The organism is Haliea sp. (genome assembly GCF_040222615.1).
In the GTDB taxonomy this organism is placed as follows: Bacteria; Pseudomonadota; Gammaproteobacteria; order Pseudomonadales; family Halieaceae; genus Haliea.
In genome coordinates this window covers 32426-47636 of the sequence record NZ_JAVKCQ010000081.1, presented here as the reverse complement: position 1 = coordinate 47636, position 15211 = coordinate 32426, and the positions used below count along the sequence as shown (strand labels likewise).

At 58.0% G+C, this 15211-nt stretch carries 11 protein-coding genes; 8 read left to right on the top strand and 3 right to left on the bottom strand.

What is annotated here, in order from left to right; translation table 11 throughout:
• The 5 genes from RJQ10_RS07290 to RJQ10_RS07270 form a co-directional block, all read left to right on the top strand.
• Positions 1 to 2347: TonB-dependent receptor (locus tag RJQ10_RS07290; RefSeq protein ID WP_350145111.1), on the top strand; the 2347-nt coding region annotated here is incomplete at its 5' end.
• A 104-nt stretch (positions 2348 to 2451) separates the two neighbouring features.
• Positions 2452 to 4392 carry a CocE/NonD family hydrolase gene (locus RJQ10_RS07285; protein ID WP_350145109.1) on the top strand — a complete coding sequence of 647 codons (1941 nt, stop codon included), beginning with the start codon at positions 2452 to 2454 and terminating at the stop codon, positions 4390 to 4392.
• 30 nt (positions 4393 to 4422) lie between these two features.
• Positions 4423 to 5850 (top strand): acyl-CoA thioester hydrolase/BAAT C-terminal domain-containing protein, encoded by a 1428-nt coding sequence (locus tag RJQ10_RS07280; RefSeq protein ID WP_350145107.1) that lies wholly within the window; start codon positions 4423 to 4425, stop codon positions 5848 to 5850.
• 188 nt (positions 5851 to 6038) lie between these two features.
• Positions 6039 to 6791, top strand: coding sequence for a VOC family protein (locus RJQ10_RS07275; protein WP_350145105.1), 753 nt, complete (start codon positions 6039 to 6041; stop codon positions 6789 to 6791).
• A gap of 20 nt (positions 6792 to 6811) precedes the next feature.
• Positions 6812 to 8716 (top strand): CocE/NonD family hydrolase, encoded by a 1905-nt coding sequence (locus RJQ10_RS07270; RefSeq protein ID WP_350145103.1) that lies wholly within the window; start codon positions 6812 to 6814, stop codon positions 8714 to 8716.
• A 30-nt stretch (positions 8717 to 8746) separates the two neighbouring features.
• Here the strand turns inward: RJQ10_RS07270 and RJQ10_RS07265 are convergent, their stop codons facing one another.
• Positions 8747 to 10264, bottom strand: coding sequence for a class I adenylate-forming enzyme family protein (locus RJQ10_RS07265; RefSeq protein WP_350145101.1), 1518 nt, complete (start codon positions 10262 to 10264; stop codon positions 8747 to 8749).
• Positions 10265 to 10271: 7 nt separating this feature from the next.
• The gene (locus RJQ10_RS07260) at positions 10272 to 11282 is read right to left on the bottom strand and encodes a zinc-binding dehydrogenase (RefSeq protein WP_350145100.1); all 1011 of its coding nucleotides are present in this window, start codon (positions 11280 to 11282) and stop codon (positions 10272 to 10274) included.
• Between the two features lie 559 nt (positions 11283 to 11841).
• Here RJQ10_RS07260 and RJQ10_RS07255 point away from each other — a divergent pair.
• From RJQ10_RS07255 to RJQ10_RS07245, 3 genes are read left to right on the top strand one after another with little or no spacing between them, the layout of a single operon-like run.
• On the top strand, positions 11842 to 13188 hold the full coding sequence (locus RJQ10_RS07255) for an acyl-CoA thioesterase/bile acid-CoA:amino acid N-acyltransferase family protein (protein ID WP_350145098.1): 1347 nt from the start codon (positions 11842 to 11844) through the stop codon (positions 13186 to 13188).
• Between the two features lie 39 nt (positions 13189 to 13227).
• On the top strand, positions 13228 to 13626 hold the full coding sequence (locus tag RJQ10_RS07250) for an alpha/beta hydrolase (RefSeq protein ID WP_350145096.1): 399 nt from the start codon (positions 13228 to 13230) through the stop codon (positions 13624 to 13626).
• An 11-nt stretch (positions 13627 to 13637) separates the two neighbouring features.
• A complete protein-coding gene (locus RJQ10_RS07245; RefSeq protein ID WP_350145094.1) occupies positions 13638 to 14150 on the top strand; it encodes an alpha/beta hydrolase in 513 nt (170 codons plus the stop codon).
• A 102-nt stretch (positions 14151 to 14252) separates the two neighbouring features.
• Here the strand turns inward: RJQ10_RS07245 and RJQ10_RS07240 are convergent, their stop codons facing one another.
• Complete coding sequence (locus tag RJQ10_RS07240) at positions 14253 to 14921, bottom strand: VOC family protein (RefSeq protein WP_350145093.1); 669 nt, start codon at positions 14919 to 14921, stop codon at positions 14253 to 14255.
• Between the last annotated feature and the right edge of the window lie 290 nt (positions 14922 to 15211).

Below are 15211 nucleotides of genomic sequence, written 5' to 3'. Positions count from 1 at the left end.
GTCGCTGCGTACACTGGCGGAGGCGCTCAACGCACAGACACTGTTTTCGTTTGATGTCGTCCGTGCGGTGGAGGCGCCCGCGCTGTCGGGGGTCTACACGCCCACTCAGGCCCTTGAGGTCCTGCTCGCTGGCTCCGGTCTTCATGGCCGGATCAATGACAAAGGAGTGATCCTGATCTGCCGGAAGGCAGACTGCACTCCCGGTGAGGGGACCAAACAGATGCAAAAGAATGAGCGTGGCATATCCGCCCCAACGGCTCCGTTGCGGCCGCGAGGGTTTCTGCTGACAGCGCTGGCTGCCCTGTTCAGCACCTCGGGTGTTGCACAGGACAATAGTGTGGAGGGCGCCCGAGCCCTCGAAGAGGTTATTGTCACCGCGACGCGTCGCGGCGAATCACGGCTCCTGGATACGCCGATCGCTATCTCGGTGCTCCAGGGATCAGACATCGAGGACAACGCGGTATTCCAGCTTGCGGATGTGCTCAAGGACGTTCCAAGTGTCGGGACGTTTACCTACTCGCCGGGAGACAGCGCGGTACAGATTCGGGGAATCTCCGCCTTGAGCGGTGCGTCCACCGTTGGCTATTACCTAGATGAGTTCCCCTTCCCTGCGGTGAACTCGATTGTCCTGCCTGATGTAGATCCTTACGACCTGCAGCGTCTTGAGGTACTTCGCGGCCCGCAGGGAACCCTGTACGGCGACGGGTCCATTGGGGGTACGGTGCGTATTATCACACAGGATCCTGACCTGGATGGCTTCCAGTTCAAGGCATCGGGCAGCTACTTTGATGTTAGTGATGGCGGCAGCAACGATGCCATCAACGCTGCCATCAATGTCCCTATCGTCGCCGACAAGCTCGCTTTCCGCGGTGTTGCCTCGCGCAGGAACTTCGGGGGCTTCATGGACAACGGCACCACTGGCGAGGAGGATATCAACAGCGCCGAGATCGAGTCCTATCGCGGCAAGCTGAAGTACCAGGCCTCAGACAACCTTTCCATTGTTGCCACGGGCTGGTTCAACGACAGGGTGCAGGATGGACGCAACTTCGGCAGCGAGGACCGGATTGCGAGGACCGAATTCGACAAGGCGGACAGCAGCTACGACCTGTACAACCTCACGGTTACGTACCAGGCCGGCTCGCTGGATATCATCAGTTCGACATCGCTGTTTGCAAGCGACGCCGTCCGGGACGCCATTTTCCCACTGATCGGTGGCGAATTTCTCTTCGTGGATGACAACAGTAACGACACACTCACTCAGGAACTGCGTTTCAACAAGGGGCTGAGCAAGTCTTTCAGCCTCAACGGCGGCTTTATTTACACAGACACAACTATCGACACCGTTCAGTCAACGGATTTCGCAGGCTTCGCGCAGGACGTCGTCTCGGAACTGTCTTCCGAGAACTGGGCCGTCTTTGCTGAATTGCATCACTACAGCATGAATGATCGCCTGGAGCTGACCTTTGGCATGAGGTACTACGAGGATGACAGGTCGTTAAGCGAAATTTCTGAATCTGTGTTCATGGGTGTTCCGCTGGGCAGGACCGACTTTGGCGTAAACGCCGCTACCTTTGATGCCGTTACACCGAAATTCAATGCCTCCTATCAGCTATCGGGTGGCGCGCTCCTCTTCGCCTCCGTGGCCAAGGGGTTCAGACCCGGCCAGCTCCTCCCCGGCAGCTTGTTGCAGCAGGCAGAGCAGTTTGGCGTGACGGTCGAACCGGGGCTCGATCCCGATGAAGTGTGGAATGTTGAGTTCGGGTACAAGAATTCAATGCTGGACGATCGGCTGGTGCTCGATTTGGCGGCCTACTACATCGACTGGAGCGACGTGCAGATCGTCATTCCAATTCTGGGCGGATCGCTCGGGGTTCCACAGAATGGTGCCGATGCAGAGGTGTTCGGTGTTGAATTCGGCATTACGGCGCGGCCTACAGAGCGCCTGACATTCACGGCGAACGGCAATTTCAACACGGCCGAGTTTGTGGACGATATTCCCGCGCTCAACATCCAGAGTGGTGATCAATTGGACAACAGTGTTCGTGAGCAATTTGCTGCCGCGGTTGACTATGTCTTGCCGCTGCCGGAATTGGGGGTCCGCGGTATCGCCAGTACCTCCGTTCAATGGAATTCGGCGAGGGAGATCCGCGGTTTCGGCGTACTCGATACCGCGGACGACATCACCAATGTCGGGGCGCGTATCGGCGTCGAGGCCGATCATTGGGGCGTCTACCTGATTGGCACCAACCTGACCGACGAGACGGGGGCGACGGGCGGTACGGGTGGAAATTTCCTGCTGCGCATGCAGCCTCGCAGTATCGGTATCAGCGCCCGGGTCGATTTCTAATCAGCGAACGGGGTTCTGATTCATACAACAGGCTGCTTTGGCTATCAGGGCAGCCTGTGTAGCTGTTAAAGCTGCGCTGGCTGAGCGACAAAGGTATACGCACAATGAATGAATTCACCAAGCTGGCGGCTCGTCGCCTCGTTCTTTTGGCTTTCGCACTCTTGCCTGGCAGTTACGCATTGAGTGCGTCCGAAGCTACCGACGCTCCAGGCACGGTTCCGTTCGAGGCGGGCCCCTACGGTGTTCGTGTAGAGCGCAGCCATTTCGTACCGATGCGTGACGGTGTGCGGTTGTCGACCGATCTGTATTTTCCTGAGGATTATAAAGGCAAATTGCCGGTCATCATCGAGCGCACGCCCTATGACAAGGGGGCTCGTCGCAACGCCAACCCCCACGACCCGATCTCACCGGCCAGTCAGGCCTACTATTTCGCCAGTCATGGCTACGCGGTTGCAGTGCAGGATCGGCGCGGAAAGTTCGAGTCCGAAGGTAAGTACGTCGTATTGAACAACGATGTCGAGGATGCGCACGACACGCTCGACTGGTTCGCGGAGCAGAGCTGGTTCAGCGGTTCTGCCTCGATGATAGGGTGTTCAATTCCGGGTGCGAACACCATTAAGGCCGCACAAACGCTACACCCGGCCCTCAAGTCCATTGTTCCGCAGTCAGCTGCTACTGGTCATGGCACGGCAGGCGACACCATGGCCAAGTTCTGGATTCGTGGTGGGGTACAGAATCTTGCCATGCCTCTCTGGACCCACTTTTCCGGCTCGAAGCTGTTCTTCCGTCCCCCGTCTCCCATGAAACGTGAGGAGTACCTAGCAGTGCGGGACTTCTTTGAGCCTGCACCCAGTGTCGGGTCCCTGAGTGAAGTAATCAGCGAGGACGGCGAGCTATCCGCCCGCTGGAAAGAGGCCCTCATGCATTTGCCGCTGGTGGAGATCGATGATGTTCTCGGCTCTCCGCCGAGCGACTGGGATGATCTGGCGTCGCGTGCGCCGATGGATCCCTGGTGGGATGGCGGTGACTACCTGGAAGACGAAACACCTGTGAATGGAGCGGCGCTGCACATCAACTCCTGGCATGACTACGGTGTGAACGAAACCTTCCTGCAATACCAGCATTTTCGGGAAAAGGCAGCGTCCGGGTGGGCACGGGACAACCAGTTCGTCATCATTTCTCCCCTGTCACACTGCAATGCTGAAACCGTATCGACGAGCGCGCGTATTGGAGACCGTGAGTTGGGCGATGCGCGCTTCGATTTCTGGGGAACCTATCTCCGCTGGTTCGATTACACCCTGAAAGGCATTGATAACGGGATTGCGGCTATGCCTCGCATCCAGTATTTCCTTCCCGGCGCCAACGTCTGGCGCACAGCGGAGGAATGGCCGCTACCTGGCACGCAGCGCACCAGGCTGTTCCTGGACAGCGGTGGCGCGGCCAATACGCGCCTGGGCGATGGTCGTCTGATTTTCTCCGTGCCGACGAGTGCTGGTGAGGACAGGTACACCTACGATCCTGCTGATCCTGTCTATACCGGGCTGAAGGCTGTGCAACAGGGTTCTTTCGAGGCGTCCTCCCTGGAGATGCGCGAGGACATTCTGGTCTATAGCTCAGATCCCCTGGAAGAGGCCCTCGAGATCACGGGCGAGCTGCGCGCGAGGCTCTGGTTGTCTGCCGATGTACCCGATACGGACCTCGCCGTGAAGCTCCTGGATGTCTATCCCGACGGTAGGGCGTATCCGATACAGGAAGGCTATCTTCGATTGCGTTATCGCGAGGGCTACGATCGTGAAGTCATGATGGAGCCCGGAAAGGTGTACGCGATCGATCTGGACATGTTGGTCGCAGCCAATCTGTTCAAGGCCGGTCACAGAGTGCGCATTGAAGTGACCAGCTCGAACTTCCCCAGCTATGGTCGGAACCTCAATACCGGCGGTAATAGCGCCCTCGAGTCGGAACACCAGCCCGCGCGGGTAACGATTTATCATGGGCCTGGCACGTCGTCCTATATCGAATTACCTGTTGTCCCTGAAAGCGCGTGAAACAACACGGGCCCCGAAGGGACGATGGGGATGGGAATCATCTGTAATTACCGGAGAAACGGAATGAAGCGTTTTGCCTTTGCATTGTTCGCAATATTCGGCGTCACTGCGTCGACTACCGCAGCAGAAATAGCTATTTCACCGAAGGACAGGTTGTGGCTCGATACCCTGGACGTTGAAGTCACGGGCGCGGCGCCAGGAGCGCGCGTGGTAGTCGAGGCAAGCATGGAGGATCTTGCCGGTTCGATCTGGACATCCCGCGGCACGTTTACCGCGGATATCGACGGCCGGATCAGGACTGGCGATAGTGCGTCTCATGAGGGCACCTATACCGGTGTCGACCCCCGGGGACTCATCTGGTCGATGCTCCCTACAGATTCCGAAGGGCTGAATACCTGCGCTGAAGCCGACTGCATGCCGCAGGACGTGCCGATTTTTCCGGCCCTGTCTGTGATGAAGCCGACGACGATAAGCTATCGAGCCATTGTCGAGACCTCGGTGGACAGTGAAAGTACCGAAACGGTCACCACATCAGGAATATCGCGCTATGCCGCGGTAGACGTGCGTCGTGAGGTAGTCCAGTCTGGATCGTTGCGCGGGGTATATTTCAGTCCCCCCGGTGAGGGGCCTCATCCCGCTGTTGTGGTCATAACCGGCTCCGGCGGCGGCGTGAGCGAGAGAACCGCGGCACTTCTTGCCTCCCACGGTATTGCCGCGTTTGCGCTCGGCTATTTCAACTATCAAGACAGACCGAGAGGACTCACCAACATACCGCTGGAGTATTTTCGCGACGGACTGGACTGGCTGCGGAGTAAGGCCGGCGTCGACAGGGTTGGGCTCACGGGTGTGTCCCGCGGGGGAGAAGGTGTCTTGATTATCTCATCGACCTTTCCAGACCGAGTCGGCGCGGTAGTCTCCAGCGTGCCGTCAAATGTCGTCCAGCCGGGTTGCTGCGGTCCCGGCGATATCTCCGAACCTGCGTGGACGCTCGCCGGGGAGGCCCTGACATCAGCCCCCTACCGCCTTAAGCTGGGAGAGAGCTTTGCGACACGGTTTGCGTCCGAAGAGGATGCTCCCAGCTGGCGCAGGTTTTATCTCCCCGGCATGTTGGCTGGGGGTGACGCTGCGATCGAAGTTGAGCATATCGACGGGCCGATCCTGTTCATTAGCGGCGACGCCGACGTCTTATGGCCGGGCGATATTGCAGCTGATTTAATGATGCGCCGTCTCGCCGAGAAGGATTTTTCCCATAGCACCGAGCATTTGAAATTTACCGGCGCGGGTCACACTGCCGGTGGGGCTCTTCCGGTCACGTCAATGACCTCGCGAACGATGCATCATTCTCTGGCTGATGCCTGGATTGCTTTTGGTGGCACGCCGGCAATGAATGCTGCATCAACAAGGGGATTTTTACGGCAGGTAGAGTTTTTCAAGACTTATCTCGCCCCGGGCGGATGAAGCGTGCTCCACAGCGTCTTCGCCAGCCATGGTCGTAACCTCAATACGGGCGGAAACAACGCCCTTGAACCCAGGTTTCAGTCCGCTGGTGTGACGGTTCATCATGGTTCCGCAATGCAATCATATATAGAATTGCCTGTGAGTGTCGAACAGATATGAAGTATGTTGCCTGGTCACCTACTGCGACTATGCAGAGCAGAATCGCGTTTATCGCATTCCATATAGCTATTTTGATTTCTTTGGGGTGTTCAATGCTTCGATCAGCGGCCGTTGCAGAGGAGCTTTCCCCTGCAAGACTTGATCATCTGGTCCTGACTGTACCTGATGCCAGGGGCGTTGTTGAAGCCCTTGAAAAGGCCTTGGGCGCTGATTTCGAGTACGGAGGAGTGCATCCCCGGCTCGACACAGAGAATTACTTGCTTGCAATAGGCGAGCTCGTGTATCTGGAGGTGCTTGCTCCCCAAGGCGGCAATCCTGCATTACTTCCTTTCGCGGCAGCTTTACGAGCCCAACGCAGTCCTGACCTTCCTGCGTTTGCGGTGTCTTCAGAGAACTTAGAACCACTTAAAGAGCGGTTGGAAGAGCTCAGCATACACACCTCTGCGATAACCAGGTCTTCCCGAAGAACTTCAAGTGGCGCTTTGCTTGAGTGGAAAGGGATGTACATCTTGTCAGAGGAATACAAGGGGTTAGTCCCATTCGCAATTGAGTGGGTGGCAAATTATCACCCGACTCACAGTCTTGTGAGAGTGGCGAATCTGGTCTCGTTGAATGTGACTCACCCTAACCCAGAGGGGCTGCGCAATATTTATGACGCTATTGGGCTTAGTGTTCCTGTTTACTTTGGCCCAAAGGCAGGCGTTGTGGCGAGAATTGCCGGTAGGAATGATTCTGAAGTTTTACTGATCGGGAGCGGGGCCGGCTTCGAAGTTAAAGAATAGGCCATCTGGAGGAGATTATTATGTTCACCTGGGTAAAAAATTGCGCGATTGTTCTTTTCTGCATTGCGTTGCCGCTGGCTGCGGCTGATTACACTACTCTTGACGACCTGGGACCCTACGAGGTGCGTGTCGAGCGGAGTCACTTCGTGGAGATGCGCGACGGCGTACGCCTGTCCACGGACCTGTACCTGCCGGTCGCGGCGGAGCGTTCGCTGGGAACAATCCTGGAGCGAACTCCCTATAACAAGAACAGCGACCAAACTGGTTCGATTACCAAGGCGCGATTCTTTGCGAGCCATGGTTTCGTTGCCGCGCTGCAGGACAAGCGCGGCAAGTATGAGTCTGAGGGCGAGTACCTGACTACCGCCAACGATGTCGAGGACGGTGACGACACGATCGACTGGATTGCCAGGCAGGACTGGTCAAATGGCAAGGTCGGGCAGATGGGCTGTTCCTACCCCGGCTTCACCACGTTCATGAGCGCGCAGAGTATGAACCCGCATCTGGCTGCGATCATCCCGCAGTCAGCGGCGATGGCGACCGGTTCCATGGCGGGCCGCTATTCGCTGCTGTGGCGCCGCGGGGGGACGGTCGCTCTCAGTATGGCGGCCTGGCACGCAACCGCGGGCTCCAAAATCTATTATCGGCCGCCGCCGGGACTGAGCCGGGAAGAGTTTCTCGATATCGTGGACCATTTCGATCCGGTGCCCAAGAACTACAACATGTCGTCTTTTGCGGACCTCGAGACCCTGCAAAAATTTCAGAAGGCCTACTTCACGCTGCCAGCCAGGGACATCCTCAAGGGCTTGGATGCGCCGCCGAACGATTTCGTCAAGCTGAATTCGATTCCGCACTACGACAAGTTTTGGGATGAACTCGGCTACATGACCGATGACACGCGCATTGATGTACCGGCGCTACACATCAACTCATGGCATGATTACGGTGTCGCGGAAACACTGATCCACTTCAATTTTTTCCGCGAGAACGCCGTATCTAAACAGGCCAAAGAGAATCAGTACGTTATTATCGCGCCGACCCAGCATTGCCAGGCCGAAACGGTCTCGGAGCACACTGTGGTCGGCGATCTGGATGTGGGCGACGCGCGTTTCGATTTCTGGGGCACCTATCTGCGCTGGTACGACCGCTGGTTGAACGGCAATGATTCCGCACTCGAAGGGATGCCGAGAGTCCAGTATTACAACATCGGTGCCAACGAATGGCGCAGTGCAGACAAATGGCCGCTTCCGGGGACCCGCTACACCAGGTTTTATCTTGACAGCGACGGCTCCGCGAATTCCCGCTGGGGCGACGGTCGTCTGGAGCGTGATACGGACCATTCAGGCAGCAACAGTGACAGCTATGTTCACGACCCAGCAGCGCCCTTCACGACCCTGGTAGCGACCACGGGGGTGGACACGGATGTCTGGTTCGGTGGCTCGCGCGACCGCCGCGAGATTGAGACGCGCAACGATGTGCTGATCTTCGATACGGCGCCGCTGGAAGAGGCGCTGGATGTTACCGGTCCTGTGAAGGCGGTGATCTACCTTTCATCGAGCGCTGTTGATACGGACCTCGATCTTACCCTTGTGGACGTATTCCCGGATGGGCGCGCCATGGGCGTGTACCAGGGCACACTGCGGGTGCGTTACCGCGAGGGATTGGACCGCGAAGTGCTGATGGAGCCGGGCGAAGTTTACCCGGTGGAGGTGGACATGAATGCCATTTCCAATACCTTCCTGCCGGGCCACAGGGTTCGCCTGGAGGTGGCCAGTGCCCGCTATCCGAATCACGACCGCAACCTCGGCACCGGGGGAGACAACTTCACCGAGAGTGAGGGCGTGGTGGCGAATAATACCATCCACCACAGCAAGGATTATCCCTCGCACCTCGTGTTGCCGGTTGTTTCACCCAAGCAGCGATAAGCTGCCACGCTCTGGCCGCTCGATTCTTGCCTACTGTGCGGCGCTATTGGCATGCGCCGCCAGCAGTACTTCAAGATGCGCCAACAACGCCTTGCGATCGATTTTCCGCGTCCCACCAAGTGGCATCGCATCGAGGATAACCACCCGCCGGGGATGGGCGAATGCAGGGCCGTTGTCCAGCGTGAAGCGCTTGATCTCCTCTTCATCGCTGTGCGCCCCGGGCGCCAGCACCACAAAGGCCGCCGGTGCCTGTCCCTTGGTGGTATGGGGCATGGGGATAACAGCCGCCTGGGAGACAGCGGGATGCTTCTCCAGCAGCGCTTCAACCTGGCCCGGGTAGATGTTTTCCCCGCCGCAGACGAACATATCGTCCTCGCGGCCCACAAAGTAGAAGAAGCCGTCCTCATCCCGGCGCATGATATCGCCGGTGCGGTACCAGCCTTTAGCGAAGGCTTTGGCGTTGGCGTCCGGGCGGTTCAGGTAGCCGGGTGAGACCGCGGGCGTGCGCAGCTCAAGCGGTCCCTCAACATCCGATCCATTGCTGAAACGCCAGTCGATATCCGCTACCGGATAACCGATGCTGGTAGGCGGGCGCGGCAGCCCCAGCGGATGATCCCTGAATGCAATAGGGCCAGCTTCCGTGGTGCCATAGCTGTTGCGGATCGACGCCCGGGGAAAAAGCTCGCGCACCTGCGCTACCAGTGTCTCCGAGACCGGGGAGGATCCCAGGAACACCTGGGTCACATGCGCCAGCGCTTCTGCCGGCGGCCGGTTGGATAGCTGGGCTGCCAGGGCGAACATGGTCGGTACTCCGGTGACGTAACCGATGCCGTGGTCGGCAATCACCTGAAGCCAGGTGGCAGCGTCAAAGCGCGGCAACAGGTGAATGACCATGCGATTGGAGAGCGCCATGGTGGCCAGGAAGAAGCCGTTCATGTGATAAAGCGGCGTGGCCACCGCGATACGCTCCGGCTCTTCGGTATTAAGGTCTGTAAAATAGTGTGTCAGCGCCCAGCATTGACCGTGGTGGGTCAGCGGTACGCCTTTCGGCACGCCGGTTGAGCCGGAAGTGTACAGTACTTCGGCGATATCCTCGGAGCCCGGCTGGAAACATGAGAAGTGGGCGAGATTGTCGTCAGCGGAGAAAAGGCCATCGTCGTCCAGGGAGATCCTCGTGAGCTCATCTGGCAGGTCCGCCAATCCGGCCTCATGGAAACACCAGGTGCAGGCAGCATCCTGGATCACATGCGTCCGGGTATCGGCGGGCAGCGCAGGATTCAGCGGCACTGCGACCGCTCCCAGCCGCATGACGGCCAGGTAGGCCAGCAGATAAGGCAGACTGTTGCCGCCGAGAAGCAGCGCCCGCTCACCCAGTTGCATCCCAGCCCGCTGCAGCCGGTTGGCAACTGCGTTTATGCGCTTGTCGAACTCGCGGGCGGTCAAATGCTCCAGCGTGCGACCCTGTGCATCAAGGGCTACCAGCGCTTGTTTATCTGCCTGCGCTGGCAGGCGCAGGCAGTCGCCCAGATTGGTGAAGGCAAGGTTCATAAGCGACTCACGGTTGCAGCAGGATCTTGCTGAAGACCTCGCGGTCCTCCAGCATGCGCTCGGCCTCGGCGGCTTCGCTCACGGGGAGTATCTTCTCGACTACGGGATCAAGCCTGCCTTCGGCAATGAGTGCCACCAAAGCTTCAAGGTCGCTGCGCTGCCAGCCGTCCGACCCCAGCATCTGGTGCTCGTAGCTCCACCAGTAGCGTGCGTCGATCTGCAGGTCATAGCCGGCGGTCGCGCCGCAGGTGAGGATGCGGCCGCCCTTGCCAACGCAGCGCTGCGTGTCGAACATCGTGTCGCCGCCGGTGAAGTTCACGGCGACATTGACCCCGCCACTGCCATCCAGCCGTGGTTTACCGAATACGGACTTCACGCCCTCCCGGAAAGGCGACTCGTTGTAATTGTGGACATGGTCGGCACCGATCTCCCGCAAGCGTTGCAGTTTGTGTTCACTGCTGGCGCAGGCAAGAACTTCGCAACCCATCAGCTTCGCTATTTGTACGCAAGCCACGCCAACACCACCGCTGGCGCCGAGCACCAGAACCTTTTCACCGGCACTCACTTTGCCAATGGTGACCATCATGCGCCAGGCGGTGCCATAGGCCAGTGGCAGGCTGGCAGCAGCCTCAAAACTGACATTGTCGGGTAACTCGATGAGATTTTCTGCGGGCACGGCCACCTGCTCGGCCCGACCGCCATCGACGGTCTCGCCGATCATGTGGGGCTTTCCGTCCTGAAAATAAACCGGGTCCACAAGTGCGCGCTTGCCCTGCCACCTAGGATCGACGCCGGCGCCAAGGGTCACAACGGTACCGGCAATGTCCGAGCCGACGATGACCGGCAGCTCCAGATGTATGCCGGGCATACCCCGGCGGGTGAAGACGTCGTGGAAGTTGACGGCACACGCTGCGACGGCCACCACTACCTGGCCAGTATCAGCGGTCGGTGCGGGATGGTTTTCGCGAAACTGCAGCATTGAGCGGTCGCCGTGGGCGAAAGTGAGTGTGGCTTTCATTGAAACTCCTGCGCAGGGACGATTCTCGTGTTCATTGTTCCCACAGATTACCGCCGCTATTACAGACCGGCTACGTATAACGGTTGAAAGACTGTCGCAGATAACTTTCGCGATTTCGGCGACAGTGTGTCGACTACCGCAGCGGAAATAGCTATTTCATCGAGTGACAGGGTATGGCTCGATTCCTGCGCTGAAACCGAGTGCATACTGCGGGACGCGCCTTTGTTTTTTATCAACTACCGCTAGAGACGCACGGTTTGCTTGGCGCGTGGTGTCTCACAGTTTTCTGATGGCTTATCGCTTTTCCGGAGCGAGGTGAAAGTATTTCATCCGACGGAATAAGTAAATTTTTCTGTTATGCCGCGACAATTGACTGCGACATGCAATAGGCAGGGTGGAAAGGTTAAAGTAGCTGCCTCTGTCTCTTGTTACCGCACAGATTGCAACGGTGCCGGAAAGCACGGCACGGCTTGTGGGTCAGACGATGCTGCCTAGAAACGCATCTGCTTTCTTTAAAGTGCACGACAGATCATTAAGCATGTAAGTAAAGGAGAATACTGTGACGCCAGTGCTATCAAGCTCGCGATCCGAGGCTTTCGTTACCGATGAGCTCAAGATCTACGCATCCGGGCTGACGCCCGGTGAGCAAGTCAGGATTTCGGCACATCTGACGGACATGGCCGGTGTGGAGTGGGTATCTTACGGTGACTTTATTGCGGATCATGAGGGGCGTGTAGATTTGAGCGAGGCCCCAAGCGAGTCAGGTACCTACACCGGTGTAGATGTCGGGGGACTCTTCTGGTCAATGCGGCCGGGCGCCGGAGGTGGGAGAGAATTTGTTGCGCAAGCCTCGGCAAAAGCCCACAAGTTAGGTCAGCCGGACCTGGAGCCAACCGAAAATTACGATGTGATATTTAACCTGGCGAGGGACGATGACAGACTCGCCGACTGCAAAGTCCGTTTTAAACGACTGTCTAAGGGCATTCGTCAGGTTTCTCTATCCGAAGGCTCCCTGCGTGGCCAGGCCTTCATGTGGGAAGATCGCTCGGTCTCTCGTGGAGCGATTATGTGCCTTACCGGCTCAAACGGTGGTGTGGAGCTTAGCTATGCGCCAGCGCTCGCATCCGCGGGGTATGATGTTCTAAGTCTTGCTTACTTTGCATACAAAGACCTCCCTTCGGGCATTGCGGCGATTCCACTTGAGTACTTCGAAGCGGGATTCCAGTGGATGCAGCGGACCTTTGGCGTCGATCGAGTTGGGGTGCAGGGTGCATCGCGAGGCGGTGAATTGAGCCTGCTCCTGGCGGCTCACTTTCCGGAGTATGTGTTGAGCGCGGTTGCATTTGTCCCGATGTATGCGTCGGCCTCTTCGTTTGGGGGTGAGGATAGTGCTATCGGGCCTAGTTGGACGCTGGGCGGGGAAGATATTCCTTACGCGATGCCTACGACAGAAATGAATATTGATGAGGCGCGTCGTCAGAGTGAAGGGGAGCCTCACGGCCTCGCGATGTCAGAGATGTATATGCAGGATTTCGACCGCCCTGAAGTCAGGCAGTCGTGCGCTATTCCTGTCGAGCGGGCGCGGGCTGACTTACTGCTAGTGTCTGGCGTGGATGATCAGATGTGGCCGTCGCATTGGGGTAGTGATCTGGTGGTCAATCGACTTCGTGCCAAGGGCTATGCCCTAGAGTACCGGCACCTGGCACTCAGAGAAGCCGGCCACCGAATAATGCCTCCAAATACGGTGACCACATTTGCGCATCTCGTCCTCCACGACGTTGCGGACTTATTTCTCGCCTGCGGAGGCACGCCACATGGCGCGGCGTTGGCGGGTCGCAGGGCCTGGACTGCGATCATTGAGCATTACGCTCGTGTCTTTGGAGACGAGGCGCCTCCATCCCCTTAATCATGAATCATCCCCCCGACAGTGGGTTCTGGAGACTACATGGAAATCATCGATCAAAAACAGTGCACGTTTACTGCGAACACTGACGTAGTATGGGTTCGTTCGTCGGCGAATGGGCATCTATACCGGGTCACGGTTACCCGCCCGCTTGTGCCCAACGAAAACACGCAAAAAGTCCGCGGGCTGATCGTCGTTGATGGGGACCATATGGCTGGCTTGCTTGTCAGTTCGGTCAACATCATGGCTATGGCAGGTGAGGTGCCTCCCACTGTGGTCGTATCGGTCGGCTATCCGCTGGATACGGAAATACCCTGGATGGTGCAGAGAGGTCGCGATCTAACACCGACGCGATTTCTTCCCTACGAGCGATTTACCGAGAAGACACAGGGAGATGCGGGCCCCGCATCAGGGGGGCAGGTTCATTCCTGGAATTTCTGACAAAAGAACTCATGCCGCATGTCGCGTCAAACTATGCTGTCGAACCTGACGAATGGACGCTTACCGGCGCCTCCCTCGGCGGTTTGTTCACGGTTTACGCGCAACTTATGGCGGCTACCGCTTTCCGCCGTTTTAATGCTGTTTCTCCGTCTCTATGGTGGGACAACGGCTGGGCATTCGCGCAGGCCAAAAAATTTCTAGCGGAGCCGTCAACAGTCGACGCTGCAATTTATCTCTCAGCGGGCGAGTTTGAGTCAGCTGAGTCTCTGGCGGCACTCAAACAAACAATGCCACCTGACCTGCTCGCGGTATTTCGCGATTGCTTTGAATGTAGAGGCACTGCGCTCGATATGCCGATCGATGCACATGAAGTGGCATCTATGCTGCGACAGAAGGCTGGACTTCAGGTCAATGTCAAAACAATGCCCGGTGAGTCCCACACGAGCGTGATGGGTGTGGCTCAGAGCCACGGATTACGTTGGCTCCACAAAGTCACCAATCGTGGACAGGGATCCTCGTCATGATGGTGTCACTGAGCCGGCCGTGCCCGTCTGTGCCGGCAAGTCGCCGCTGCTGTTTCTTTGTGATGACTCGCCGACCATTGCCACAATGGATCAGGAGGCTCGCTAGCCCAGCGGTGGCAAGCGCTTTCTCGGCCCATTGATGCAGTGGCGCTGACCATTGAAAACAATGTCTATAGTCTGGTCCCAGACCGGTCCGGGTTTATAGTGCACCCTGTCGTCTTGCAGTCCGATGCTCTCCAGCAGTCCGGCAAGCCGGCGCACACCGGGTCCACAAAAATCCAGGGCGGCGACCTTGCCGACGGGCGGCTGTATCCCGGGATGCTGCGGCTGCGCCCCCCAGTTAATAAAGAAGGGTAATTGGCATCCGAGGTCTTCATCGCGTGTCATCAACAGCGACCAGTGCAGGGTTACGCCCTCAGGCGTCTCCCGGCTACCTGTGAACAGATCACTGCAGATGACGCCACAGGACGTCAGTGCGTCTCTGATTGCAGGCAGGTCGCGGCTGCGTAGAGCCCACCAGCAGAAAGCAGGTTCGTGAAGCTTCTCGCACTCTGCGCGCCCCGGCGAATTCGATGCCTGGTGCGGGTCGGGCGCCAGTAGTTCCAGGTAGGTCTCGCCGGCGAGAGGCAGGAGTGCATTGCGCGTTCCGTACCCAGGGTGAGATCCCCCGAGCTGCGGTGCGGTACCGGTAGTGGCTTCAAACCCACGAACGGCGTCATCCAGTGACGGGCAGCCGATGAGGATATGGTCCAGCTCGCAGGTAAGGGTCACTCGATAATATCCTTGTGTTGCTCTGTCTGGGACGATTCCTCAACCCCAGACAGTTTATCCAGATGCGCTGCCAACGCTTTACAATCTACCGTGTGCGTGCCACCGAGGGGCAGGGCATCCAGAATGATGATCCGCCGGGGATTGGCAAAGGCCGGGTGATTCTCTAGCAGTGTCTCCACCTGGCCCGGGTATATGTTCTCTCCACCGCAGATGAACATGTCGTCCTCACGGCCCACGAAGTAAAAGAAAGTGCAGCACGGAACGGTCGCCGTGGGCAGTGGTGAGAGTCG

What these genes read in the sequence shown, in the direction of transcription:
- RJQ10_RS07260 (WP_350145100.1), bottom strand. Translation starts at nt 11,282, where the DNA reads ATGAAAGCCACACTCACTTTCGCCCACGGCGACCGCTCAATGCTGCAG.
- RJQ10_RS07270 (WP_350145103.1), top strand. Translation starts at nt 6,812, where the DNA reads ATGTTCACCTGGGTAAAAAATTGCGCGATTGTTCTTTTCTGCATTGCG.
- RJQ10_RS07265 (WP_350145101.1), bottom strand. Translation starts at nt 10,264, where the DNA reads ATGAACCTTGCCTTCACCAATCTGGGCGACTGCCTGCGCCTGCCAGCG.
- RJQ10_RS07245 (WP_350145094.1), top strand. Translation starts at nt 13,638, where the DNA reads ATGCCGCATGTCGCGTCAAACTATGCTGTCGAACCTGACGAATGGACG.
- RJQ10_RS07275 (WP_350145105.1), top strand. Translation starts at nt 6,039, where the DNA reads ATGCAGAGCAGAATCGCGTTTATCGCATTCCATATAGCTATTTTGATT.
- RJQ10_RS07280 (WP_350145107.1), top strand. Translation starts at nt 4,423, where the DNA reads ATGGGAATCATCTGTAATTACCGGAGAAACGGAATGAAGCGTTTTGCC.
- RJQ10_RS07285 (WP_350145109.1), top strand. Translation starts at nt 2,452, where the DNA reads ATGAATGAATTCACCAAGCTGGCGGCTCGTCGCCTCGTTCTTTTGGCT.
- RJQ10_RS07250 (WP_350145096.1), top strand. Translation starts at nt 13,228, where the DNA reads ATGGAAATCATCGATCAAAAACAGTGCACGTTTACTGCGAACACTGAC.